This window comes from Chitinophaga sp. H8, assembly GCF_040567655.1.
Taxonomy (GTDB): Bacteria; Bacteroidota; Bacteroidia; order Chitinophagales; family Chitinophagaceae; genus Chitinophaga; species Chitinophaga defluvii.
Genome location: NZ_JBEXAC010000001.1, coordinates 1,027,837 through 1,052,392, shown reverse-complemented (window position 1 = coordinate 1,052,392; position 24,556 = coordinate 1,027,837). Strand labels below are relative to the sequence as shown.

Sequence of the window (24,556 nt, the reverse complement as noted above, 5' to 3'; positions counted from 1 at the left end):
TAACTTAGTAAATACACCGGCAGGCCTTTTGCCTGCCAGTGTCCATTCACCCGTCAATACTATTTTGTTCCCGCAGGATTTTCACCAATAGAGAAGGTGATCGGAACGTTACTACCTGCATCAGATACCCGCACATAACCTTGCATTTCCTGGTGCAATGCAGAGCAGAAATCTGTACAATAGAACGGAATCACACCTATCCTGTCTGCTACCCATTTTAAAGTAGCGGTTTCGCCAGGCATCACCAGCAACTCGGCATTGTTGTTTCCTTTGATAGCAAAGCCGTGTGGCACATCCCAATCCTGTTCCAGGTTGGTTACGTGGAAGTACACTTCATCGCCTTTACGGATCCCTTCAATGTTGTCTGGCGCAATATGAGAGCGGATCGCCGTCATGTACACATCCACCCGGTTGCCTTTTCTTTCTACCCTTGTTTCTTTTTCTGATTTCGCTGCATGAGGATGTTTGTTGTCCGCCAGTTTAAAGAACTTAATCTGGTTCTTCAGGATCTTCTCAGCAGGAATAGATTGTGCATAGTGTGGCTCGCCAATGGTAGGAAAATCGAGCAACAACTTCATTTTTTCCCCGGTGATATCAATCAGCTGTGCAGACTGTGTCAGCTCAGGGCCTGTAGGCAGGTAACGGTCCTTGGTGATCTTATTCAGCGCTACTACATATTTTCCGAAAGGTACTTTAGAGTCTCCTCCGGGTACGCTCAGGTGACCGATAGAATAATAGGTAGGAATTCTGTCCAGTATTTCTTTGGTGTCCACTTTCCATTTCACAATTTCAGAAGATACGAACATGGAAGTGTAGGCATTTCCCTGTCCGTCAAACTCGGTGTGTAAAGGGCCTAATCCTGGTTTCTCCACTTCACCGTCCAATACTGCATCATATTGCAGTACAGGGATCCCGTCAAAATCGCCTTCAAATTGTTTGCCTTCAATAGCAGACAAGATCTTTTTGAAAGAGAACACCGGGATTACGGCAGCAAGTTTACCGCTGGCTACAATCCTTTCACCGTCCGGTGTTACATCCACGCCATGTGGTGATTTAGGGCAGGGAATGTAATACACGACATCCGGTACATCTTTTACATCCAGGATAGTCACTTCATTCATCATGGTAGAGTTACCGGTATGGGTAGCTTCATCCCAAACGTTGTGTGCATAGGCAGCAGGCATCTTTTTGCCCTTACCCTGGGCTACATATTCCGCCGCCTTTTTCCAGTTTACCGCCATGATAAAATCCTTATCGCGCTGGCTGGCATTTACTTCCAGCAGGGTATGCGCTTTTTCTGTGTTATAGCAGGTAAAGAAGATCCAGTCGTGAGAAGGCCCTTTACCGGCATGTGCCAGGTCATAGTCTACCCCTGGTACCAGCAATTGGAAATCCAGGTTCATCCTTCCATTCTCCTTATCTACCTTCACAAAGGACACTGCTCCCCGGAAGTTTTCCTTATAGGAATTAATAGGTACGTCCTGTTTATCGCCAACAGGTACAGAGAAACGGGTATTACCCACCACATACTCTGTATTTTCTGTACAGAAAGGAGAAGCGTGGTTACCGGCAGAATTGGGTAGTTCCATGATCTCCTCAGTTTTAAAAGTAGACAGGTTGATCCTGGCTATACGCGGGGTATTATTCCCATTGATAAAGATCCAGCGGCCATCATCTTCCCCGCTTGTTTTAGACAGTTCGGGGTGATGCGCATCATCCCAGGGAATAAGCCCATGGGAGGTGTTGAGCATGGGTTTTGTTTCTTCGGAATAGCCCCATCCGTTTTCTGCATTTTGTGAAAATACAGGGATCACTTTCAGCAGACGTCCGGACGGCAAGCCATAAGCAGCCAGCTGTCCGCTAAAACCACCGGAAGCAAACATGTACAATTCATCAAACTTCCCTGGTGCTACATATACTTTCTGTGCAGCATCCCCTTCTACCACCGTGCCTGCTTGTTTAGGCTTACAACTAAATAACATTGATGTTACTAATAATGCCCCCACAGCCTGGGTCATTACTGATTTCTTCTTAAGTATCATATGGGTATATTTAATTAAGGACAAAATTCTCCACTATACAGGCAAAAAAAAGGCTACTTCTCTGTATCATTTTTACGGAAGTATTCCAGTATCTCCCGTGCCTGTTCGTCGGATACATCCTGGAAAGTCATTTGTGTCAGATAAGTAGCCAGCAATTCTTTTGCGGTAGGATCCTGTTGCAGCATTTCCTGCGGGTTTGTGATCATATTCAGGATCCATTCCGGTTTGCGGCGTTCTGTAACACCTTTTAAGCCAGGTCCTACCAGGCGGTCTGCCGTAGGTTTGTGACAGGCAGCACATTTGGCTTCAAATATTTTATGCCCGTTTGTAGCCATCGCATCATCCAGTGCACCTATCTGCACTTCTTTAAATCGTCCTACGCCCTTGCCATCATCTGATGGCGCTGCGTTCTCTGCAGCAGTAGTGGTGGTAGTTGTTTCAGCAGCACTTTCTGTATCTGCTGAAGTGCTGCCTCCACACGCGTAAAACCCTGTTAATGCAACAGCCATCAATAGTGTGGCGCCAAGCTTGATTCTCATAAAAAAGGAAATTTAATTGCTGATTGGAATAACTGTTTTTCTTAAGGTAAAAGTAGGCTGCGTTTTTTCGTTTACCCATGACATACATCAGGTAGAAACATGATTTAAATCAAGTGCTGTTCACGGTTTTACAAAGCATACCTTTTCCCTGTCATTGTTTGTGTTAAACAACTAATTGTCTGGTAACCCATTAAAATAAATAGTGAAAAAATCAGTGCCCGGGGAGGCGGGCATTATTAAAGTGAAGTCCCTTACCGCTTATGCCAGCTGCATTTTTTCTTCCAGGCGGATGGCCGCAGGGAATAGAATATTGTTTTCCAGGTGAATATGCTGGTGCAGGTCTGATTCAAATTCTGCCAGTCGGTGAAACAATAACCGGAAACTGTTACAACATCTCTCCGGCGCCTGGTAATCATTGGTAAGTACCCGGATCCTTCTCATAATATCTCCTGCCAGTTCATGCTCTACTTCCATCATAGATACCGGTGCTTTTACATTGATATCTTCCATGCTCAAAGGCACCACATCTCCATTCACTTTAGCCTGCAACATTTTGATATAAGGGAACAATACCTCTTCTTCTTTTATCAGGTGATTCAGCAGCTCTACCTTTAACAAGCCAAACTGGTCATTGATTTCTCCCAGCGCAGGATGATGCTGTCCGTGTGCCAGGTATACCTTTTCTGCCAGGTATTCGATTTCTGCACTGTGGTGACGCACGTATGCGTGGTGCACATTCACAATGTAATCTGCGAGGAAGTCCGGCTTCCATTCTGCAAAGTGTAAGGACAGGGAAGATACGGCCCGCCCCGGTGCTTCTTCCAGTTCTTTGGCGATAGCCGCTGTATTTAATCCCTTTTCTTCACATACGGCAGCCAGTGTTTTTTTGCCGCCGCAACAAAAGTCCAGACCGTGCTTTTTTAAAACATCGGCCTTGCGCACATCCTGTGCTGCGATCTCTCCCAATGTTTGTCCGGCATGTAAGGCCGCTTCGTCCAGCATTGTTGTAGTTGTCATACCCATTTATTTAAATTGATGAATGTAATTTCTAAACAAAGATAAGCCCGAAATAATAAAAGACAAAAATATCTTTTATTATAGTAAATGAAAGATCAGCTTGTATTTCCAGGCAGGAATCCCCTCCGGCCCCTGATCCCTCCTGCTATCCCCAGGGTTCCCGCAAAAAGCAGGAGCGCGGCTGCCAGCAGCAGGATGTTAACACCAGCCAGATATCCTCCCAGCAGCGACACCATCCCGTGGGCAAATAATACTGCTTCATTAGCAAATAACCCGGCAAGAAATACCACCAGCAACAAACGGGTAACCTTACCGGTTATACGTAACATACCATGCTGTATCAGATAGCCCAGCAGGAAACAGGTGATAAAGCCCAGCAAGACCAGGTGCAGGTAACCAATGATAAAAGAACGGTAATGGTAGGCCCATTTCGCCGCTAATGGCCAGGCACTCATCAGCTGCAACAATACTTTGCTTATAAAAGCTATTCCGGCTATGCTCCATAAAACAAGGCCCCATCCGTTTAACCAATGCTGCAATTGTGCCCTGCCTGGGGCAATACTGCTGATCAGGTATACCGTTCCTGCTACCTGCATCCCGGCAGCAATCCCCGCCAGTACATAAACGACGGCGGGAGGCTGTGTCCATAGTACAGACAACAGGTAAGCGGGGATACAAGCTATATTGAGCCAACGGAAAGCCTGGCTTGCCGCAGCTTTGTTAAATTGTATCTGTTGCCGCTCCAGCGTATAAAAGAAAAGGGATAACACAGCAAACGTAAACCATCCGTTGTACTGAAAATGGAGATAAAAATAAATAGCGTTGTAATACAAGGGGGTACCACTATTGCCGGTAGCCATAATAGGCCCCAATGTAAAAGGGGCCACACTCGACAGCAACATATAGATCAAAGCCCACCTGGCCCATTTTAATGGAAAAGCGTAGGCCGTTGTCCTGCTGTCTTTTATAAAAATAATGGCAAACCATACACTGGCGATGATCAGTAAGGTAGAGAAGGCAATGGATACCGCACCATACCCCTGTACCGGAAAACTGCACAACATCCCCACACAGGCCACCTGGCCGGTCCAGAACGGCCTGTTATAACGGCGGGTGCGCCACCGTTCCTGTGGTACAAAAGCAGCTGTCAGCAAGGTGATCAGTACCAGCATCAGCCATCCCCCAAAGGCGAAATGGGAATGCGCATGCAACACATTCCGGTAATCCAGCCCCGGTACATCCCCTACAAAGAGGTATCTGAGCAGGCATCCCAGCAAGGCCACAATGCACAGGTTAATACCTGCAGTGAGCAACCAGTTTCTGTTATATGGCAGGGGACTTGGCGTCATAACAGCTGCAAAACTAATATCCTGCTTCCCTGTATCCTATGACTTTCATCATGTCTTGCCGCATTATATTGCCACTTAAATCCTTATTTTTGCCCTCGTCATTATTTTAATGTAGAAAACAAAGTATACCTCCTGGAATATCAACCGCATTTCCTGTAGAGTTATCGCTAAAAAAAAGTAACACCTATTTGCAAACAAAATGAATAAGTTCCTGGGATATATTTTTACGCCAATACATTACATCGTTTTCGGTTTATTATTGCTGATATTCCATCCTATCCAATGGCTGGGACTAAAGCTGGGAGGTTATAAAGGGCATAAGAAATGTGTAGACCTCCTCAATGGTTTCCTCGTAAGCACCTATTACCTGATGGGCAGCCGGGTTACCTTTACCAATAAACAAAATCTGCCTTTAAACCGGTCTATCATGTTTGTGGCCAATCACCAAAGCATGTACGACATTCCCCCCCTGATCTGGTTCTTAAGGAAGTACCATGCCAAATTCATCTCCAAGATTGAGCTGGCCAAAGGTATTCCCAGTATTTCCTTCAACCTGAAATATGGTGGCGGGGCCAATATAGACCGGAAAGACACCAAACAGGCCGTATCCGAGATCATTAAGCTGGGTAAGCGTATGAAGGATAATAACTGGTCGGTGGTGATTTTCCCGGAAGGTACCCGTTCCCGCGATGGCAGGCTCAAACCATTTGCCGTAGGGGGCATTGCTACCATCATCAAAAAAGTACCGGAAGTACTGATCGTACCGGTAGCTATTAATAATTCCTGGAAGTTTGTACGTTTCGGAAAATTCCCGCTGAGCTTCGGAGAGCATATGACCTGGGAAGTATTATCCCCCATTGAAATTGCGGGCCGCCCGGTAGAAGAAGTGCTGGAAGAAGCCCACAATGCTATACAGGCAGTGCTGCACCAGTAATACCTGTCTTATTAAAACAAAGCAGCCTGAACAGGCCCTATAAAACGCATACAGGTTTAAAAATAAACAAGGGGCTGACCGGATGTGTACTGGTCAGCCCCTTTCTCGTTGGTTTTTTATCAGGAGGGATGGTTTAGTACGCAGGAAATACAGGAACAACGGAAAGAAAAATCCATTATACCTGTAAGCAATGCCAGCTGCCAGGCTATTAGCTGTGTAATAAAAATCATACAACATATCCTGTTGCAAAAAACTTTTGCTACACATCACTTCACGGGAAATAAAAATGAGAAAGCACGAAAGGCTATTTCATCCAAGCTTCAATCCCCGAAAGCTACGAATCAGCGGATGCTACTGGCAGATATTCTGGCTTACTCCCCCTTTGCCCTGTCTTCCCATGCCAGGCTAATGGCACAGTGACGAAAAGAACGGGTACGGGTTGCTGGAGCTTACAGCTGCGGGACAGCTCCGGAATTACACCGGATTCCCTTTTAATTCCGGCTGTTACACCGGAAACCATCAAGCAGGGCGAAGGTAGGATAACTGTCCATCATTTACAAAAATGGTTGTAAATAAAGCAGTTAGCCTGGCTGTTGTTTTATCTGCATCCGGGAAAGTAACCACATGATGCTGGTAAGCACCAGGAAAAATACCGGCAATACAGTAAGCTGATCACTATGCAGCCAACTCATGATGCCGGTCACCATCCCGATCACGATATAGTAGTAAAGCATGAGAATAGCTCCTGCCCTGCCTAAAGCATCTTCGTAGTGTGTTAATGCGTTACTTAAACAATGCGGCAGTGCCATCCCTGAGCCACAGAAGATCACAAAAATACTGCAGACAAAACCACTGATAAACCATACCGGTGGTAAAGGCAACTGGCTTATCACCGTAAGTACCATGCTGCCGGACAACATTACCCCTATCCCCATACGAATAATAGCAGGTCCGCTGTAACGCTTCATCAGATGCCGGTTGAACATGGCCCCTACAAAAGCGGAGGAGGCTTCGCAAATGCCGATAAATCCGTATTGGCTGGAAGTAAATCCGAAATGATGTATAAAAATGAAGGGCGCTTCTCCGTAAAAGCTGAAAACAATACCATTCATGATGCCAATCCATGCTCCTGTGATCCAGATATGCGGGTCCCGCAACATTTTGCCAGCAGTAACCCGCAGGGGCTGATGAGATACGATAGCAGGCGGCCTGGTTTCTCCCAGCTTATAAAAAGTAGCGGTCACAATGACTGCCCCCAGGAGAATCAGGGTAAGAAATACGGCAGCTACACCAAGGTACTGTGTAATAAAGCCCCCCATTAAAGGGCCCAGTGCCGGAGAGAAAGCCAGCACGGCAAACATAGCTGCAAATACCCGGGCACGACGGGTATCCGTAAAACAATCGAGCAGCACGGTTTGGGTCACCACTTGTCCCGCAGCGGCACCTGCTGCCTGTACAAAACGACTCACCAGGAACCAGTGGATAGCAGGCGCCAGCAAGCAGCCTGCAGACCCGATAATGAACAGCCCAACACCATACAGCATGGCCGGACGGCGCCCCTGCTGATCTGCCAGCCGGCCCCATAAGAGTCCTCCCAGCGCAAAGCCGGCGAAATAAATACTTAAAGATGCCTGCATCCAGTTGCCCGAAGTATGCAGGTGCTCCGCCAGCTGTGGTAAAGCTGGCGTATAAATGGTTTCACTGATCTGCGGAAACCCGATCAAAATAACCAGCAGCCAGAAAGGTGGCGCGATAATAATATTCTTCATTGGAAATAAAACATAAGAAGTCCGTTCCGCGTATGGCGGAAAAATTGAAAACCAGGGGAATAAGGGGATACAGGGTATAACAACAATAAAAATCCAGGGGATAAGGGATGCCTGCCCAAAAAGAAAATGGTACAAGCCTGTGTGTAAGCTCCGTAAAGGTACAAAATTTTCCATTTCCGGACTATCTCCAGCTTATCCTCATAACCGCAGGGTTGTCAACCGCTACCAGGATTTATTAGCAAAAGGTGTAAACCTATACCAGGACTAGACCTAATCCCAACATGGGCCTGTGTTTGCATAGGGATATCCCGTAGATATCCCGTATATGTCCCGTATATATCCCGTAGATATCCCGACAATGTAGCTAGTCGGAATATCTACGGGATATCTATGGGATATTTATGGATAATATGCGGAACAACCTTAAGAAAGTATAAACTTTTCATAGGGGTTGACATAAGATATCTATATGATAATTAATCTCTTATAAAGCACCGCACTTATTGAATACCTGGCAAACAGGAAGTAGCGGCCAGGAAATATGGGGTCATAGACCCATCGGGGGGATTTATCTGGAAAGGAATTTGGGAAAGATGATTCTACATCTCCTTTATCTACTTATCTTTATATTATTACATTATTGAAAAAACAGACATATTTTGAATTTTTACGAATTTGGCCTGGACGACAGTGTGCTTGATGGTATAGATTCCATGGGTTATCAATCAGCAACCCCCGTACAAGAACTTGTTATCCCTCCTATTATAGCAGGCAAAGATGTTTTAGCATGTGCACAAACCGGCACCGGCAAAACGGCCGCCTTTTTATTACCGGTGATCCATAATTTAATCACTCAGCAACATGACCCGCATAAGATCAATGCGATGATCATCGTGCCTACCCGTGAGCTGGCCGTACAGATTGCCCAAACCCTGGAAGGGATTTCCTACTTTACTTCTATCAGCTCTATTGCAGTATATGGTGGTGGCAGCGGGGCATTATTCGCAACCGAAAGAAAGGCACTTTCTACCGGCGTGGATATTGTGATCTGTACTCCTGGCCGTATGATTGCCCACCTGAATATGGGTTATGTAAAACTGGACGGTTTAAAATACCTGGTATTAGATGAAGCCGACCGTATGCTCGACATGGGTTTTTCTGACGATATCATCAAGATCATCTCTTTTCTGCCCAAACAAAGGCAAAACCTGATGTTTTCTGCTACGATGCCGGATAATATCCGGAAGCTGGCGCTGAAGATCCTTCACCAACCGGTAGAGATCAATATTGCCATTTCCAAACCACCGGAGAAAATTGTACAGGAAGGTTTTGTGGTTTATGAGCAACAAAAAATTCCGCTGATCAAATACATTTTACAGCAAAAAGAATTTGGCAGCATCCTGATTTTCTGCTCCCGCAAACAAAATGTAAAACAATTATCCAGTGAGCTGAAACGGGCCAGATTTTCTGCAGCAGAGATTCACTCCGACCTGGAGCAGGAGCAACGCGAGCAGGTGCTGATCGACTTTAAAAACAAAAAGCTGAAAATCCTCGTAGCTACGGATATCCTGAGCCGTGGTATAGACATTGAAGATATTGACCTCGTTGTAAACTATGATGTACCCAACGACGGGGAAGACTATATCCACCGTATAGGACGTACTGCCAGAGCCGCTACGGAAGGCACTGCCTACACTTTTATCAGTGAAAAAGAACAAGGCAAAATGGCCCGCATTGAAAAGATCCTGGGCCATCCTATCACCAAAGCAGTAGTACCGGAACAATTTGGCGCTACCCCCGCTTATAAACCAGGCAATTCCAGAGGTGGTGGAAGGGGTAATACCGGCGGCAGAAAACATTATAAAAGTAAACACAGTAATAGCCGCCATCACAAAAAATAACTTTAAGTCCCCTACTTGTATTGCAGAAACAGTCCACCCGGGTCATTGCAGCAAAAGCTGCACTGACCGGGAATAGCGATACCCATAAGCACAAACGAAAATAAAACACACTAGCTTCCAGGAAAAGTGCTTTACTTTTTCCGCTGACTTCGAACAAAATGTTAATACATTTGTTCTGATGAATGATAACCCAATATTCTGTAATTAATTTTCACCTCCTACATGAAACGACTCTATTTATTGTTACCCTCTATGCTAATAGCTGTAGCACCATTACGTGCACAATTTTCTATTGGCATACAGGCTGGAGCCGGCAGAAATTACCTGCATACGGACATCTCCAACCGGCCATTTACCGCTTATAAAGCCAGTACCATATTTGAAGTAGGCGTGCCCGTAAGGTATACTTTCAATACCTGGTTAAGTGCGCAAACAGGCTTACAATTCGCGCAGAAAAATTATGAGATGTACCGTTCCGGTTATTACGATGGCATCTATGAAAAGACCATCAATAATTACCTGCAGTTACCAGTGATGGCACATTTCAGCTTTGGCGGCCCAAAGATAAAAGGCTTCCTTGATCTTGGTGGCTATACCGCCTGGTGGATGTCCAGCAAACGAAAGGGGACTCAGCCTAATATGGAGAATGTAGTGGAAACACCTGAAAAGTATACCTCCATCTTCGATATGTACCGGCCCTATCACTACAGCGAAAAATATACATTTAACGGTACCAAAGACCGGCGTATGGAATGGGGCGGACTAGCAGGCATTGGTGTGGAATACAGTCCTGTACCCAATTACCTGTTGTTCATTACAGGCCGCTATACAGTAGCGTTCACCGATCAGCAGAAAAACTACATGGTCCATCTCGTGCCACGTTACAATGAAACCTTTTCCGTACAACTGGGTGGTATGATCACTATCTCCCGTTAAAATTCAGCTCTTATGTATCTACGCTCAAAAAAATATATACTCCCGTTTTTTCTGTTGCTGATGGCATGCCATAAAAGTATCAGTCCGGTACCTGTACGGCCGGAACATTACAGCAGTATGGACTTCAACCAGATATTCGAAGCATTCTGGAATGGTCTTAATGTAAATTATCCTATATGGGATGTTGACTCCACCAATTGGGATGAGGTGTACCGTAAATACCAGCCATTGTTTGCCCACCTGGACCTGAACAAAGCAGAAGACAATACCAGGGCTAACCAGTATTTTTCGGAGATGATGGCACATATGCAGGAAGGACATTTGTGGATTACCCGCAGATACTGGGGGGCACAGGGTTATGATAATTTCTTTTATGCACCGGTCACTGCCCGTCAGCTAAACCGTGGCGACTATCATGATTCCATTCCGCTGCAGCATTTTATGAAAACCATCCCATCCCAATACCTGCAGGCAGGCTATGTAACAGGAACGGTACCCGAAGATCCCAATGACCCTAATGCCCTGGAAGTAAATGTAATATCGGGGCAATTGAAAACAAAACCAGTATTGTATTTACGCATCAGCTCCTTCCGGGTAAAAGACCTATATACAAAAGAGGACCACAATACCGTAAAGATAGCTATACAACACTATATCGATCAGGTAACCCACCCGTTGGCAGATATAAAGGGATTGATCATTGATATGCGTGGCAATGGTGGCGGTAACACTACCGATCTGGACTTTATAGTGGGCCGCCTTGCAGGAGAACCATATGTGTATGGAGCCAATCGCTTTAAAAATGGTAATGGTCGCCTGGACTATGGTCCCTGGGTACCCGCTTATGTAACACCACCCGCAGGATCCAAAGCATTCGACAAACCCGTCATTGTGCTCTGTGATATCCATACAGGTAGTATGGCAGAAGCCACTACGATGGCTGTAAAAGCCCTGCCCAACGGCAATGGACAAGCAGTGGGGGAACGCACCTTTGGGCGCACTGCTGCTATCTTCAGGAACATGGATATGAATAGTGGTCAATTCACTTTCGAAGATGGTAATTCCTCCCTTTCGTTGGGTTCCAGTGCATTCCGGTTTAAGGATGGCAGCCGTTATGAAGGTATTGGCGTGCCTCCGGATGTGGCAGTTCCTTATAACAAAGCCGCCATACAGGCTGGTCACGATCCCCAACTGGAAAAAGCATTGGAGCTTATCCCCTGACATGCATACAGTTGATATTTTTAATATATACCTCTCATTAAAAATAAGGGGCCGACCAAAAAATACTGGTCAGCCCCGCCCATATATCTATCAACTACTTTTAATTAATCATCTTGATATATTGGATTTGAAAAGATCCGCTAACGGGTGTACCAGGCATAGCATTACAGGGGTCAATGCGCAGCTGTTTTAAAGTACCTGTCCATCCGGGAACAGCAGACATGTCGATGGTATACGTGGTAAAATCAGTATTAGGATTTATACTAAAGGATAGCTCTTTTGTGTCATTCCATACCATATCAGTAGTGGTGGTAAAATAAACCTGTCCGATGGTTTGTGGAGAAGTGTTCCTGATCCTGACCACCACATAGCGGCAGTTGTCCAGGTTGATGTTCAGGTTATCCCCCGATACTATAAATGCATCGGCACCGGTAATATTTCCTCCTATGGCAGCGTTATTCCAGCCAAACCCGCTAATATCATTTCCTGCGGTCCAACCTGCTGCTTCCGTGGCAAATGACCATACCTTCACCTCTTTACCCAGCCATTTTTTTGCGGCCTGTACAAATGGGCTTGCAGGACTATGTGATACAGCAAAGTCGGAAGTGGCCGGTTCCCTACCCCAGCCGAATACGGCCACCATAGCTGCTCCATGACCAAACATATCGCCAAAATAAGCGTCGGCCTGTGCAAAAGAACCGTTTACACCAATGCTATAACCTTCTACATTACCAAAGTTGGTCTGTTGAGGATCTGCAAGCTGGATCTCTGCTTTTAACGTGTTCAGGTCATAAGGACAACTTACCGGCGAAAGGGTAAAACCCGGAATAGAATAATTATTAACTGCCGTCCAGATGGGTGGTGCAAATGTGGTCGATAAGTTCGGCTGACTGGACTTGATCCCCACAATATGAGAAAAGATCTTTTCCCTGGGAATGCCACTATCATAAACTGTTTTAGCTAAAAATTCTGAATAATCGTGGATCACCTGGTACAATCTTTCTTTGTTGTAGGCGGTGTAGCCTAAAGTATGCAAGGCAGCATATCCCAGTTTGCCCGCTTCCCAGGGCTGCATCTGATCTCCCAGATTGGCATTTACAGGCAATGCAGCAGGGTTTACGTTGTACAGGGTATTGTCTGCCGAATAATCGGGAATGTGGGTTTCCCAGCCAATAGCCATTCCTGCAAAGAGGTAGCCTTTCCCCTGTGTTTTTAATTGGTTGTACCGGGTATTCAGCACCGGTAATACCCCATTCTCCAGCTGGCTTTTTACAAAGGCCCTGAAACCAGGTGATTGTAAGTTGGGGAAAGCCTTGGCATGCATCCAGTTACCCCAATTGAACCAGTAGTAAGGTAAGCGTCCGTTGGCCTGCCCTCCCCAGGTTTCCCCTGCCCCGGGAAATGCCACCCATTCGCACCAGGAGGGGTTTTCATAAAATTTAGGAGTTGCATCACTCCCAAATTCAACGGTGTAATTGTTGATGTCATCCAACTGAAAATATACCGGTACGTTGTATTTTTCTGCAATATCAAAGGCTTTATTCACCTGGTATTGCATTTGTTGAACCGATTGGGTTAAAAGCATAGGCCCTGATAATCCAAATGCATACTTGTAGGGGGCATCAGCAGTTATCGGACCAAAAATATGCGGCAGCTCTCCTACAAAAGTATAGGCCGGATTGGCATCTCTTCCTATATTTTCACTATCGGCCTGGTCAACACTGGTATTGGTCAGAAAAAAAACGATATAACGTTCCTCCGCCGGCGTTAGTAATTGGCCCCCGTTATTTTGCCCCTCCTTTACTTCAATTGTCTCTTTATTTTCTACCAGGTTTTTATTGCAGCCCAAAATGGACGCAGCTAAAAGCATAAAGCTGACATAAAGGTTTATGGAAAACATAATGATCTTATTTAAGTTTACATACTTTGAAAACGGGCTTTACCAACCGGGATTCTGGTTGAGATTAAAATCCGGAATGATGGCAGTTTCCTTAATCGGTATCGGTAAGATCAGGAATTTATCACTCCATGCATTTCTGCGCTCGGTTACGAAACGTGAATAGGTAAAGCTATTGTCGGGTTGTTTGATGATTTCCATACCGGTCACCAGTTTATCCGTCTGGTTTAGTATTTTCCATCTGCGTACATCCCAGAAGCGATGCTCTTCAAAAGCCAGTTCTACCCTGCGTTCTTTACGGACACGCTCCTGAAACTGCTGCTGTGATAAGTTAGCCGGAAAATCAGGCATATTCACTCTGGCCCTTATTTTCCTCACGGCCTCCCGGGCGATATTTGTTGGCCCATGAGCTTCATTTTCAGCTTCGGCAAGGTTAAGGTAAAGCTCTGCCAAACGGTATTTTTTAAAGCGGGTATCTTCTGGCTGGCCAGATTGCAAACGGGGGTCAATGAATTTACGCAAATAGTAACCGGTCCGGGTAAATGCCCAGCCTATAGGTGCTTTCAATAGCTGATCGGTCCCCCCTACATAGGTTTCCATGATATGTGGACTTCCTCCTATGTTATCATACACAGCACCATTGTACCATACCGTTGCGTAAAATCTGGGATCGCGTCCCTCATAGGGCTGTGCAGGATTATATCCGGATGCCGGATTGAGGATCGGTTGGGTATGATCAGCATCCTGATAACCTGTAATGATGGGTTCGCCTGTAGCCTGCATGTCGTAACTGTCTACCAGTTCCTGCGTAGGGGTGGCCCCTACTTTAAACATTCCCGGCTTACTGGGTATACTGTTGATGATGCTGAATACCGGATCTATCTGGGGTTCAAATATTTCATAAATAGTTTCTTTATCTCTCGGTGAACTACTGATGTCAGTTTTACTTAAAAAGTAATCCCCATAATTATCCACCAAAGTATAACCTTGCGTAGTCAGCGCATTGATGGCACTTTGAGCGGCCAGCGATGCTGCTTCCCATTTACTTTTGTCGTTACCGCTATTCCATAAAGGGCTCGCATTGTACAGCAATGCCTGAGATTTTACAGCATAGGCAACCGCCTTGGTAAATCGTCCGCGCTCCGCTTCTATCGTGATACGTACAGGTATATTGTCGTTGGCAATGACTTCATCGCATTCTTTCACAATGAAATCAACACATTCCTGGAAGGTAGGACGCTTCAGGGAAGTATAATCAAAATCATTGGTAAATGGAGCAGTCACTATCGGCATTGGGCCATATTCTTTTATGAGTTCCCAGAAATAAAAAGCCCTTAACATTTGGGCTTCACCCCGAAAACGTGCCCGGTTGCCGGCGCTTGGGATATTGGCCGTTGCTACATTTTCAAGGAACATATTGGCATCCCGGATTCCGGCCCAGAAGGTGCCATAATGATAAGCACCTTTACCTCGCTCCTGGTGGGTATGTAAAGGGTTACCACCGGAATTCAGCACCCCGGCTGACCAACCCATTACTGCCCCGCTGTAAGCATAAGCTTCGTCAGAAAAAGGAGCCAGAAAATCAAAAAAGCCGTATTTCCAGAAGTAGCTGGGCATCTGTCCGTATACCCTGTTCAGGTATGCCTCGGTGCGTTTCTCATCTTTAAATATATCATCGAGTGTGGTCCTGCCATCGGGTGTGATGTTCAGGTAATTTTTAGTACAGCCTGTTGCCAGTAAGGCAAGCAACATAAAAATGCTTAAAATATGTTTCATCTTGGTTACTGATTAAAATGTGAAGTTTACGCCCCAATTATAGAGCCTTGTAATCGGGTAAACGCGACTGTTTGTCAGCTCCGGATCAAACTCTTTGGTAGGTAGTTTATCCCAGGTAAGGAGATTGAGACCGTTGGCGTAAATACGCAAACGTTTTGCGCCGATTGCCTTGCTCCATCTGGCAGGGAAAGTGTAGCCTATTTCCATATTTTTTAAGCGCAGGTAGCTTGCGTTGAGAATAAAAAAAGAATTTGGCCTTTCATTAGGATTAGCCTGTGTAGAAAGGCGGGGATAATTGATAGGCATTCCGCTGGCAGCACGTTCTGCAGTCCAGCTTTCCAGGTGCCTGGCTACATAATTTTTATCCCCAAAAACACCCTGATCGCTGTAGTAGTTGGAAACATTTGAAATGCCCTGGAACAGGACGCTAAAATCCAATCCTTTGTAGGTCAGGTTAAACGCCGCACCATATTGGTATTCCGGAACGTTGGAATAGCCGATAGGAGCTATATCGCGTTCGTTGATAACACCATCATTGTTCAGGTCTTTGTATTTAAAGTCACCGGGCCTGGATTCATGTCCGCCCACATTTTGTACCGGAGATTTGGCGATGTCGTTCTGATCAGCGAAATACCCGTCTACAATGTACCCGAACATCTGCCCGATCCGGTAGTCAGTTTCTCTGTACCGGTAGGCGTAGTCTTGCGGCAGCAAAGGCTCATCCGCATAAATTTGGCGGTTCGTTGCATAGTTCAGGTTGATACGGGCCAGCAATGACAGGTCTTTGCTAAAGGCTTTTTTGTAATTCAGTTCTATTTCATATCCTTTGTTTTCTACCACACCAATATTGACTGGTGGCAATACCTCCATTGGAAGGCCATTGAGTTCAGGGATGATACCTCTGTTGCGCAGGATATTATCTCTCTTCTCATAAAACACATCAGCCACCAGGTTAAACTGGTTAAATAAACCAACTTCTAAACCCAGGTTATATTTTTTGGCCACCTCCCATTGTAACTGCGCATTTTTCAGGAGGTTATAATTGATGGTCTGTCCATTGCCCAGGCTTCCGGAAAAGCCACCACCTACCACCTGGATATCATCGAGGTATAAGAACCTCCGGTTGCCGATACGGTCGTTGCCCACTTTACCAAAAGAACCTCTCAATTTCAGCAAATTGAATATTGAATTGTCATGCAGGAAGGATTCATTAGAAATGAGCCAACTGGCAGAAACGGCTGGAAAGAATCCAAAACGCTGTCCTGCTGCAAACTGTTCTGAACCATTGTACCCTGCATTAAATTCCAGGAAATACCTGGCATTATAGCCATAAGTAACACGGGCAGCCATCCCCATTAATTTGAAGGGCAATTCGTTATTGATAATATTATTTTGTTGCTGGTACAGTAACATACCCGACAAATCGTGCTTACCGATAGTTTTGGCATAATTTACAAACCCCTGAAAATTAGAGAGCGTTTCAAAGCTTCGTCCGCCGCCAATAGTTAAAGGGGTATTCTGGTCATTGTTGAATGGCCGGTAATAAACACTGTCCCTGCCATCAACTCCCTGCAGGTTAGGGTTAATGATCTGTATATACTTTTCGTATTTCCTGGTAGCTTCCAGATTATTCACGGTGCGGGCATCAAATGAAACGATCGCCTTTACAGATAATCCTTTGGTAATAAAATCAAGATTTTGTTCCATACCGTAGGTGGCCAATACGTTACTTCTTTTTTGCTGGGTATAACCGGAACGGTTAATCAGGCCATAGGCAGGATGATCAATATCCGAATAGGTAATAACCTGCCCATCGGGGGTAAGCGGTCCTGGCACCACTGCAGGCATACGGTTCATAAAGTAAATGATCCAGTCTATCGGGTTATCCCCCCCTACAGCATAAGGACTGTTGCGTTGCTCCAGGTAACCGGCCACATTTAGAAATGCTTTCAGATTTTTGTTAAGCTGAATATCAATATTAGATCTGAAATTGTAGCGGTTGAGTTTAAAGCTTGGATCATAGTTGAGATCTCTTTCAGTATTGAACTGTCCGCCCTGGTTCAGGTAGCCGGCATTTACAAAATACCTGGTGTTTTTACTTGCTCCCGAAACATTCAGGTTATAGCGTTGCTGATAAGAATAGTTTTTAACCAGCAGTTTACGCCAGTCTGTATTAGCATAACGTAAGAGATCTTCCTGACTTTTATAATATTTCAGCGCGTCTGCAGAATATTCAGCAGGCAGGCCATCGTTGGTCAATGCGAGATTTCTCAGGGAGGCAAAGTCGTAGGCATTGACCGGAGTGATGAAACGTGGAAAGTCTTGTGCGCCGGCTTCTGCAACAAAGTTGATTTCAGGCTCTTCGGAGGTACCCCGTTTTGTTGTCACCAGAATAACCCCATTGGCACCCCTCACCCCAAAAATGGCGGTAGAGGAGGCATCCTTTAAAATGGTAATAGACTCTACCTCATTAGGATCAATATACGTCAGGTCGCGTTCAATACCATCTACCAGGATGATCGGGCTTTGGGCATTTATTGTTCCCTGTCCCCTGATAAACAGCTGCGTGATATCCCGCCCTGGCTGACCACTCCGCTGAATGGAGGTTAGGCCGGGTAATCTTCCGGCCAGGGTTACGGCTAAGTTGGCTGCCGGGCTTTGTTTAATTTCTCTGGTCCGGATGGAAGCTATTGCGCCGGTAACCGTTTCTTTCTTTTGCGTACCATAAGCAATAACGACTACTTCATCCAGCCCACCGGGCACTGCGAGCAGCGATACATTGATTGGATTTTCCGAACCTACGGTAACTTCCTGCGTCTGGTAGCCGATATACCTAAACACCAATACAGATCCGGAGTTGGCCGCAATCGTATATTTTCCCTGCGCATCGGTAACGGTACCTGTCTGGGTTCCCTTTACCAAAATAGATACCCCGATCAGTATTTCGCCTTTTTCATCTGTTACACTACCGGTAATGCTTTTTTGCTGCACCTTTATAACCGGTTTATCTGCCGAGGGTTTGATGATCACAGTTTTGTCCTTGATCTGATAAATCAGGGGCTGCACGGCAAAAATCTTGTTGAGGGCCTCCTCTATGGTAGCCTCAATGAGCTCTTCCGTAACAGGTTTAGCCCTGCTGAGCACCTCTTTTTTAATATACAAAAAATTGTAGCCGCTTTGTTTTCTCAACTGTTCAATGACATCCTGCATATTGGCATTCTGTACCGACAGGTTGATCCGCTGTGCAACGCTTTTAGCACTTACCTGCATGAGCCCCATCAGCAATAGCAATACAGTTATCCTCATAACTGATAATATTTTTTTATATCGGCCAGTTATGTGCATAACTAGCTTGATAAAAGCATTTAAATTCATACTTTTGGTTGTTTGGGTTTATTCAAGATTTCTTTTCTAGTATTTTATACGGATAGAATCCAGGTATTGAATAGCCCAGGCCTATTAACGTGGAAGTGGTGACACACTTTCACGTTTTTTATTGCACTAAGCTTCCGTAAACAAAGTCACATAGCTTTTATTTTCATATCTCTTTAAAATTTTGGTTAATATATTTGGTTACTGGCTGACTATAATTTTGTTTTGGCTGACCTTGAATTTTACCAGTCCGGTAGATTGTAACATGTCTAATAACCGGGTGATGTCCTGATAACGTGAAACGGTACCTTCTAATCCGCTTTGTGGAATTTCTCCTTTGTATACTACCTCTACGTTGTACCAGCGTGCTACTTTGCGCATGATGCTCTGGATATTTTCGTCCCTGAATTTAAAGAAGCCCATTTTCCAGGCGATGGCTTCCTCGATGTCTGCCTGCTGCACACTGAACACCTGATTGGTCAAAATAGCTTGTTGTCCGGGCTTTAGGATCACCTGTGCCGGGGTTTGGGTTGAGCTGAGGCTTTGCACCTTTACACTGCCTTCTATTAATGTTGTTTTTGTATGGTCTTCATTGTCATAAGCATTCACATTAAAATGCGTACCTAAAACCGCGATCTGCTGTGCTTTACTTTCTACAATAAAAGGGTGTTTCATATCTTTTGCAATCTCAAAATACGCCTCTCCGATCAGCTCCACCTTTCTATTGGCGCGATTGGCAAAGCTTACCGGATACTTAAGCGTAGAAGCCGAATTAAGCCAAACCTCACTCTGATCGGGTAACCGTATCCGATAAGTTTCTCCATTTGAGGTAGAAAGGGCATTCCATTGATCGGTGTTACCCGCTGCCCCCCCTATAATTTCGTAAATGATTTGCCCACCGGCAGATTTTGAGATCTTTACACCAGCCTCTTTTGCCAGCTCGCCATTTGCAGCATCAGAAAGGAAGATTTTTTTCCCATTGGCGAGGGTAAGCGTAGCACTATTTTTTCCGGGTACAATGGTATAGGCTGTATCAGCCTGATGTTGTGGCAAGGTATTACGCTGCAGGAAAAAGAATAGCCCCGTAGCTACGATGAGCAGGATGCTGGCTGCAGCAGCCAGGTATTTATAGGTACTGGATTTTTTATGGCTTGCTTTGCTATCAGGAAGTACACGCTGGGCAAGGATGTTATGGAGGATTTCCTGTTCATTACGGATCTGTAAAGCAGACTTATCTTCCGCCAACACTTCGGGCCATTGCTGGTCCCAATACATTTTAAGGGCTTCTTCCGCCTGTTCATCTTGTAACAACTGGTCAAACTCCCGCTGTTCTTCTTCAGAAGCGGTTTTTCGTTTGATTTTTTGGTATAGCAGTATAATTCTATTTGGTTCCATTACTTAAAAGACACCACCTAACATGGCATCGGGGGTATAGGACACAAAATAAATTTAAAGCGGGTTAAAAGAGTTTTAAGATGGTCAGTATGACTGTGATCCCGGTGTAGTTTCGCATGGTATTGCGCATGGTGTTCCGTACGGAGCGCAGGGCGATTTTCATGTAAGATTGTACAGTTAAAACAGAAATATTGAGCTTACTGGCAGCTTCTTCGTATTTAAGACCCTGGATCTGGCACAGGTTATATACCTCACGCTGCTGTGCAGGTAACCTGGCAATAGCCTCTTCCAGCAGGTTCCTGGCATCGTTTAAGAAGATACTTTCTTCGGTTTCATTGCTCCCTTCCTGCCAGTCTGCCGCTGCCATTTTATTTTTACCGGCTTCACGTCTTAACTGCCGCAATTGGTTGTAACAACGGTTTCTGCACATGACACGCAGGTAATTACCAACATGTTCTATCCGGAGCAGCTCATCCCCCATCATCCATATCTTCAACATGATTTCCTGCATCAGCTCCTCAGCCAATGCTTCCGAATCAAGAATACGGTAAGCAAAAAGATAAATTGTTTTGTTGTACCTATAATAGAACAGGGAAAAGGCATGCTCATCTCCTAGCGCTATCTTTTGAAGCAGCTCCATATCGCTATAGACCGGCTTTAAAAGCATACCAAATAATATGTGCTATCAATCAAATGCAAAGGCATAACGTGGGAGTGGCAGCATTGAACAATTCCTAAACGACAAACTTACACATTTTTAAACAATGATACATATTATTTGCCGCAAATTGGAGGAGGAGGAGTAATCAGCGTTTATACCGGCTTTGCAGCTTATATTATTATTTTTTTCACTCATTTATAAGGATAAGGTGCCCATTTTTATTTATTCCTCTCCCTTGATTTATATCATATTTCACCTCCTAAGGAAGTGTTAATTTTGTCCTATCTTTTTTGCATCATCCTATACCACACAAACCTGGTACTCTTTGCTGGTCAATGCTTTAAGCATATACACACGCAAGACTTCCGTTTGTGATTAGAAAAATCTAATGCCGGAATTGCCAAATAGTTTCTTAATTCGTGGAAGTGAAATAAACATGGCTTGATTTTGGCAGAATTACGGGCAGTAACCATTAAATAACAAACAACAGCTATATGAAACTTAAGCATTTATTATTTGTCGTGCCATTTTCTATGGTATTGTTTTCCTGCGTAAGTACGAAGAAGTTTAAGGCATCTGAAGCCAGATATGCCCAGCTGAACGGTAATTACTCGGATTTACAAGGCAAGTTGCGGGATTGCGAACAGAATGGAAGAGATGCTAAAAACTCTTATGAAGCACGTATCAAATCATTATTAGAGCAGATGGAAGCACTGAAGGGCAACAACAGTCAGATGCTCAATCAGCTGAAAGACCTTTCTGTGATCTCCAACTCACAGGCAGAAAGTATCAAGAAATCACTGGATAATATCGGCGCCAAGGATGCCTACATCCAGAACCTGCAATCAGCGATTGCCCGGAAAGATTCCCTGAATATGGCCCTGGTAATGAACCTGAAGGGTGCTATCGGTAACCTGGACGATCAGGATATCAACATCAAGGTAGAAAAGGGAGTGGTGTATATCGACATTTCCGACAAACTGCTGTTTAAAAGCGGTAGCTACAACATCACCGACCGCGCCAGTGAAGTATTGGGTAAGGTGGCCAAGGTGTTGAATAACCAACCGGATATTGAATTCATGGTAGAAGGTCATACCGACTCCAATCCTTACAAATCCGGCGTATTGCTGGACAACTGGGATCTGAGTGTAAAACGTGCTACTGCCATTACCCGGGTATTACAAAACCAGTATGGTATTGCTCCCGCCCGTATTACCGCTGCGGGTAGAAGTGAATACATCCCGGTAGCGAGCAATGATACACCGGAAGGCCGTGCAGCCAACCGTCGTACCCGCATTGTGATCCTTCCTCAGCTTGACCAGTTCTTCAAGTTGCTGGAAACAAAATAGTTGAAGCCAACATTTAGTGTTAAAGAGGGCTGATCCTAACTGGATTGGCCCTTTTTTTACTTAAACAAATGTGAAATTGCAGGAAATAATCACCGTTATATGCTCAGGTGACGTAATTTCGTATTCTGGAACCTGTTTGCCCTTTAGTCATAAAAATACCCATCTTAAAAATCGTTCGTTATGGACAAAAATCAGATCCGCGAAGCCTATAAATTATACCTGCTGGAACATGGTAAAAAACCTGTTTCCGTTTTTGCATTCTGCAAAACACTGGACCTTCCGGAATCCACTTTCTATGACTATTATGCTTCCTTTGAAGCCATAGAAAAAGATATCTGGTTAGCTATTTTCCAGGACACTGTAAATCAGTTGCAGGAAGATGAAACCTATCAGCAATATGCTGCACAGGAAAAGCTGCTGGCCTTCTATTTTTTATGGGTACAAAAGCTGAAGGAAAACAGGAGCTATATCCTGCAGCTGCATAGCAGGTCTGCTTTCCCCACCCTGCACCGCGAGAAACTGGAACTGTTTCGCCGGGCCTTCCTGGTATATGCCGGCAACCTGGTCAAAGAAGGTTATCTGTCTAACGAGATCAAGGAGCGCAAGTATGTATCTGACAAATACGTACACGGCTTCTGGCTGCAGGCGCTTTTTGTGCTCAAATACTGGATTGATGATACCAGCGAAGGTTTTGAAATGACAGATGCCGCCATTGAAAAAGCAGTAGCGCTCAGTTTTCAGCTTATCAGTTCCAATACGATAGACAGCTTGCTGGATTTCGGGAAGTTCATTTTTACCAGAAAATAAGGAGGATACCGACATGAAGGAACAATCGAACATTCCTACCACCAAGGTAGAGAGGGCGGGACGCTTTGTTACAACCGGACTGAAAGTAGGAACCAATTATATCAAACATTATACGCGCAAACTCATGGATCCCTCCATCAACAAGGATGCATTACATGAGGACAATGCCGCCGATATATACGACACCCTGAGCAGCCTGAAAGGCAGTGCCTTAAAAGTAGCGCAGATGCTGAGCATGGATAAAGGTATGCTTCCCAAAGCTTACTCTGATAAATTCGCCATGTCGCAATACAGTGCCCCTCCCTTATCCGGCCCACTGGTAATAAATACCTTCATGAAAACACTGGGGCAATCACCTACCCAGCTGTATGATAAATTTGAACTCAAAGCCGCCAATGCTGCCTCTATTGGCCAGGTACACAAAGCCTGGAAATGGGGCAACCCACTGGCCGTAAAAATACAATACCCCGGGGTAGCCAATAGTGTGAAGTCTGATCTCCGTCTTGTAAAACCTTTTGCCATCCGCATCGTAGGTATGAATGAAGTAGATATGGACAAATACTTTGACGAGATAGAAAGTAAACTGCTGGAAGAAACAGATTACAAACTGGAGCTGCAACGTTCCGTGGAACTGTCCGGGCAGTGTGCTCATATTCCCAACCTGGTGTTTCCCGGCTATTACCCTGCCCTATCCAGTGACCGTATCATTACGATGGACTGGCTGGAGGGACAGCATCTGAAAGAATTTTTATTGCAAAACCCTTCCCAGGAAGCGCGTAACAAAATAGGTCAGGCCCTCTGGGACTTTTACCAGTTCCAGGTACACCAGCTCAGAAAAGTACATGCCGATCCGCATCCCGGTAATTTCCTGATGCGGGAAGATGGTACCGTAGGTATTTTTGACTTTGGCTGTGTGAAAGAGATCCCGGAACACTTCTATGTGAATTACTTTAAACTGGTAGACAAGGAAATACTAAAAGACGAAGTGCAACGCCGGGAGATTTATACCAACCTGGAAATGATCCATCCCACTGATACAGAAAAAGAGATCACTTTCTTTTCCGGTCTTTTTCAGCAGATGATCGACCTGCTTACCCTGCCTTTTACCCAGGAACGTTTTGATTTTGGTAATGAAGCCTATTTCCGGGAAATCTACGATTATATGGATTATCTCTATGGGTTGAAAGAAATAAAAGAATCAAAGGTAGCCCGCGGCTCCCGCCATTCTTTATACATCAACAGGACCTATTTTGGGCTGTATTCAATTTTAAGCGATCTCAAAGCGGATATTATTACCGGTCCGCACCGCATAGCTGATCTGATGGCCGAACAAACACCTGCTACCGTATACTAAGCGGTATTAACGGACCATTATCACCCGCTGGCAGCAAAAGCCGTCAGCCTGTAACCAGTATATTTCTATCAAAGTATATCGGGATTATCTCCCCTCTTTTCCACGTCCCTTGTTGCCCCACTGTCCGGCATAAGCCTTGGCTTATTTCCCCCCATCCTACCCGTTTTTTTGCTATGGTTGTAAGTTTTTACCTTTTTATGCAACTAATAAAGCAAAACATAACTGCCTATGTATAAT

17 protein-coding genes and 1 riboswitch are annotated in these 24,556 nt (G+C 45.0%); of the genes, 7 read left to right on the top strand and 10 right to left on the bottom strand.

The genetic code is table 11. The annotated features are described in order from the left end of the window. Window positions 1-59: 59 nt before the first annotated feature. From nosZ to ABR189_RS04025, 4 genes are all read right to left on the bottom strand, one after another. Complete coding sequence (nosZ, locus tag ABR189_RS04040) at window positions 60-2,042, bottom strand: Sec-dependent nitrous-oxide reductase (RefSeq protein WP_354659161.1); 1,983 nt, start codon at window positions 2,040-2,042, stop codon at window positions 60-62. A 53-nt stretch (window positions 2,043-2,095) separates the two neighbouring features. Continuing rightward, on the bottom strand, window positions 2,096-2,581 hold the full coding sequence (locus tag ABR189_RS04035; RefSeq protein ID WP_354659160.1) for a c-type cytochrome: 486 nt from the start codon (window positions 2,579-2,581) through the stop codon (window positions 2,096-2,098). 258 nt (window positions 2,582-2,839) lie between these two features. Beyond that, the gene (ric, locus tag ABR189_RS04030) at window positions 2,840-3,598 is read right to left on the bottom strand and encodes an iron-sulfur cluster repair di-iron protein (RefSeq protein WP_354659159.1); all 759 of its coding nucleotides are present in this window, start codon (window positions 3,596-3,598) and stop codon (window positions 2,840-2,842) included. Between the two features lie 95 nt (window positions 3,599-3,693). Next, the gene (locus ABR189_RS04025; RefSeq protein WP_354659158.1) at window positions 3,694-4,947 is read right to left on the bottom strand and encodes a hypothetical protein; all 1,254 of its coding nucleotides are present in this window, start codon (window positions 4,945-4,947) and stop codon (window positions 3,694-3,696) included. 199 nt (window positions 4,948-5,146) lie between these two features. Here ABR189_RS04025 and ABR189_RS04020 point away from each other — a divergent pair, with 199 nt between their 5' ends. Beyond that, window positions 5,147-5,881 carry a lysophospholipid acyltransferase family protein gene (locus tag ABR189_RS04020; protein ID WP_354659157.1) on the top strand — a complete coding sequence of 245 codons (735 nt, stop codon included), beginning with the start codon at window positions 5,147-5,149 and terminating at the stop codon, window positions 5,879-5,881. A 339-nt stretch (window positions 5,882-6,220) separates the two neighbouring features. Beyond that, window positions 6,221-6,417: riboswitch (cobalamin riboswitch) on the bottom strand. A gap of 45 nt (window positions 6,418-6,462) precedes the next feature. Here the strand turns inward: ABR189_RS04020 and ABR189_RS04015 are convergent. Continuing rightward, window positions 6,463-7,650: a multidrug effflux MFS transporter gene (locus ABR189_RS04015; protein WP_354659156.1), complete on the bottom strand. Its 1,188-nt coding sequence runs from the start codon at window positions 7,648-7,650 to the stop codon at window positions 6,463-6,465. A 659-nt stretch (window positions 7,651-8,309) separates the two neighbouring features. Between ABR189_RS04015 and ABR189_RS04010 the strand changes: the two genes are divergently transcribed. The 3 genes from ABR189_RS04010 (at window position 8,310) to ABR189_RS04000 (ending at window position 11,708) form a co-directional block, all read left to right on the top strand. Further along, window positions 8,310-9,551, top strand: coding sequence for a DEAD/DEAH box helicase (locus tag ABR189_RS04010; protein WP_354659155.1), 1,242 nt, complete (start codon window positions 8,310-8,312; stop codon window positions 9,549-9,551). A 222-nt stretch (window positions 9,552-9,773) separates the two neighbouring features. After that, a complete protein-coding gene (locus ABR189_RS04005) occupies window positions 9,774-10,487 on the top strand; it encodes a porin family protein (RefSeq protein WP_354659154.1) in 714 nt (237 codons plus the stop codon). 12 nt (window positions 10,488-10,499) lie between these two features. Next, complete coding sequence (locus ABR189_RS04000) at window positions 10,500-11,708, top strand: S41 family peptidase (protein WP_354659153.1); 1,209 nt, start codon at window positions 10,500-10,502, stop codon at window positions 11,706-11,708. 100 nt (window positions 11,709-11,808) lie between these two features. On the opposite strand, the gene ABR189_RS03995 is transcribed toward ABR189_RS04000, so the two are convergent. The 5 genes from ABR189_RS03995 to ABR189_RS03975 form a co-directional block, all read right to left on the bottom strand. After that, window positions 11,809-13,578, bottom strand: coding sequence for a hypothetical protein (locus ABR189_RS03995; RefSeq protein ID WP_354659152.1), 1,770 nt, complete (start codon window positions 13,576-13,578; stop codon window positions 11,809-11,811). Window positions 13,579-13,647: 69 nt separating this feature from the next. Further along, on the bottom strand, window positions 13,648-15,381 hold the full coding sequence (locus ABR189_RS03990) for a RagB/SusD family nutrient uptake outer membrane protein (protein ID WP_354659151.1): 1,734 nt from the start codon (window positions 15,379-15,381) through the stop codon (window positions 13,648-13,650). 12 nt (window positions 15,382-15,393) lie between these two features. Next, complete coding sequence (locus ABR189_RS03985) at window positions 15,394-18,687, bottom strand: SusC/RagA family TonB-linked outer membrane protein (RefSeq protein WP_354659150.1); 3,294 nt, start codon at window positions 18,685-18,687, stop codon at window positions 15,394-15,396. 267 nt (window positions 18,688-18,954) lie between these two features. After that, window positions 18,955-20,148 carry a FecR domain-containing protein gene (locus tag ABR189_RS03980; RefSeq protein ID WP_354659149.1) on the bottom strand — a complete coding sequence of 398 codons (1,194 nt, stop codon included), beginning with the start codon at window positions 20,146-20,148 and terminating at the stop codon, window positions 18,955-18,957. A 64-nt stretch (window positions 20,149-20,212) separates the two neighbouring features. Further along, entirely contained in the window at window positions 20,213-20,788 is a 576-nt protein-coding gene (locus tag ABR189_RS03975; RefSeq protein ID WP_354659148.1) for an RNA polymerase sigma factor, read from the bottom strand. Window positions 20,789-21,303: 515 nt separating this feature from the next. Between ABR189_RS03975 and ABR189_RS03970 the strand changes: the two genes are divergently transcribed. The 3 genes from ABR189_RS03970 (at window position 21,304) to ABR189_RS03960 (ending at window position 24,319) form a co-directional block, all read left to right on the top strand. Then, window positions 21,304-22,158, top strand: coding sequence for an OmpA/MotB family protein (locus ABR189_RS03970; protein ID WP_354659147.1), 855 nt, complete (start codon window positions 21,304-21,306; stop codon window positions 22,156-22,158). A gap of 180 nt (window positions 22,159-22,338) precedes the next feature. Beyond that, the gene (locus tag ABR189_RS03965) at window positions 22,339-22,965 is read left to right on the top strand and encodes a TetR/AcrR family transcriptional regulator (protein ID WP_354659146.1); all 627 of its coding nucleotides are present in this window, start codon (window positions 22,339-22,341) and stop codon (window positions 22,963-22,965) included. 13 nt (window positions 22,966-22,978) lie between these two features. Then, window positions 22,979-24,319: an ABC1 kinase family protein gene (locus ABR189_RS03960; RefSeq protein ID WP_354659145.1), complete on the top strand. Its 1,341-nt coding sequence runs from the start codon at window positions 22,979-22,981 to the stop codon at window positions 24,317-24,319. Window positions 24,320-24,556 lie beyond the last annotated feature (237 nt).

Bases quoted from the DNA above. Each gene is read 5' to 3' on its own strand.
- nosZ (WP_354659161.1), bottom strand. From the start codon at position 2,042: ATGATACTTAAGAAGAAATCAGTAATGACCCAGGCTGTGGGGGCATTA.
- ABR189_RS04035 (WP_354659160.1), bottom strand. From the start codon at position 2,581: ATGAGAATCAAGCTTGGCGCCACACTATTGATGGCTGTTGCATTAACA.
- ric (WP_354659159.1), bottom strand. From the start codon at position 3,598: ATGACAACTACAACAATGCTGGACGAAGCGGCCTTACATGCCGGACAA.
- ABR189_RS04025 (WP_354659158.1), bottom strand. From the start codon at position 4,947: ATGACGCCAAGTCCCCTGCCATATAACAGAAACTGGTTGCTCACTGCA.
- ABR189_RS04020 (WP_354659157.1), top strand. From the start codon at position 5,147: ATGAATAAGTTCCTGGGATATATTTTTACGCCAATACATTACATCGTT.
- ABR189_RS04015 (WP_354659156.1), bottom strand. From the start codon at position 7,650: ATGAAGAATATTATTATCGCGCCACCTTTCTGGCTGCTGGTTATTTTG.
- ABR189_RS04005 (WP_354659154.1), top strand. From the start codon at position 9,774: ATGAAACGACTCTATTTATTGTTACCCTCTATGCTAATAGCTGTAGCA.
- ABR189_RS04000 (WP_354659153.1), top strand. From the start codon at position 10,500: ATGTATCTACGCTCAAAAAAATATATACTCCCGTTTTTTCTGTTGCTG.
- ABR189_RS03995 (WP_354659152.1), bottom strand. From the start codon at position 13,578: ATGCTTTTAGCTGCGTCCATTTTGGGCTGCAATAAAAACCTGGTAGAA.
- ABR189_RS03990 (WP_354659151.1), bottom strand. From the start codon at position 15,381: ATGAAACATATTTTAAGCATTTTTATGTTGCTTGCCTTACTGGCAACA.
- ABR189_RS03985 (WP_354659150.1), bottom strand. From the start codon at position 18,687: ATGAGGATAACTGTATTGCTATTGCTGATGGGGCTCATGCAGGTAAGT.
- ABR189_RS03980 (WP_354659149.1), bottom strand. From the start codon at position 20,148: ATGGAACCAAATAGAATTATACTGCTATACCAAAAAATCAAACGAAAA.
- ABR189_RS03975 (WP_354659148.1), bottom strand. From the start codon at position 20,788: ATGGAGCTGCTTCAAAAGATAGCGCTAGGAGATGAGCATGCCTTTTCC.
- ABR189_RS03970 (WP_354659147.1), top strand. From the start codon at position 21,304: ATGAAACTTAAGCATTTATTATTTGTCGTGCCATTTTCTATGGTATTG.
- ABR189_RS03965 (WP_354659146.1), top strand. From the start codon at position 22,339: ATGGACAAAAATCAGATCCGCGAAGCCTATAAATTATACCTGCTGGAA.
- ABR189_RS03960 (WP_354659145.1), top strand. From the start codon at position 22,979: ATGAAGGAACAATCGAACATTCCTACCACCAAGGTAGAGAGGGCGGGA.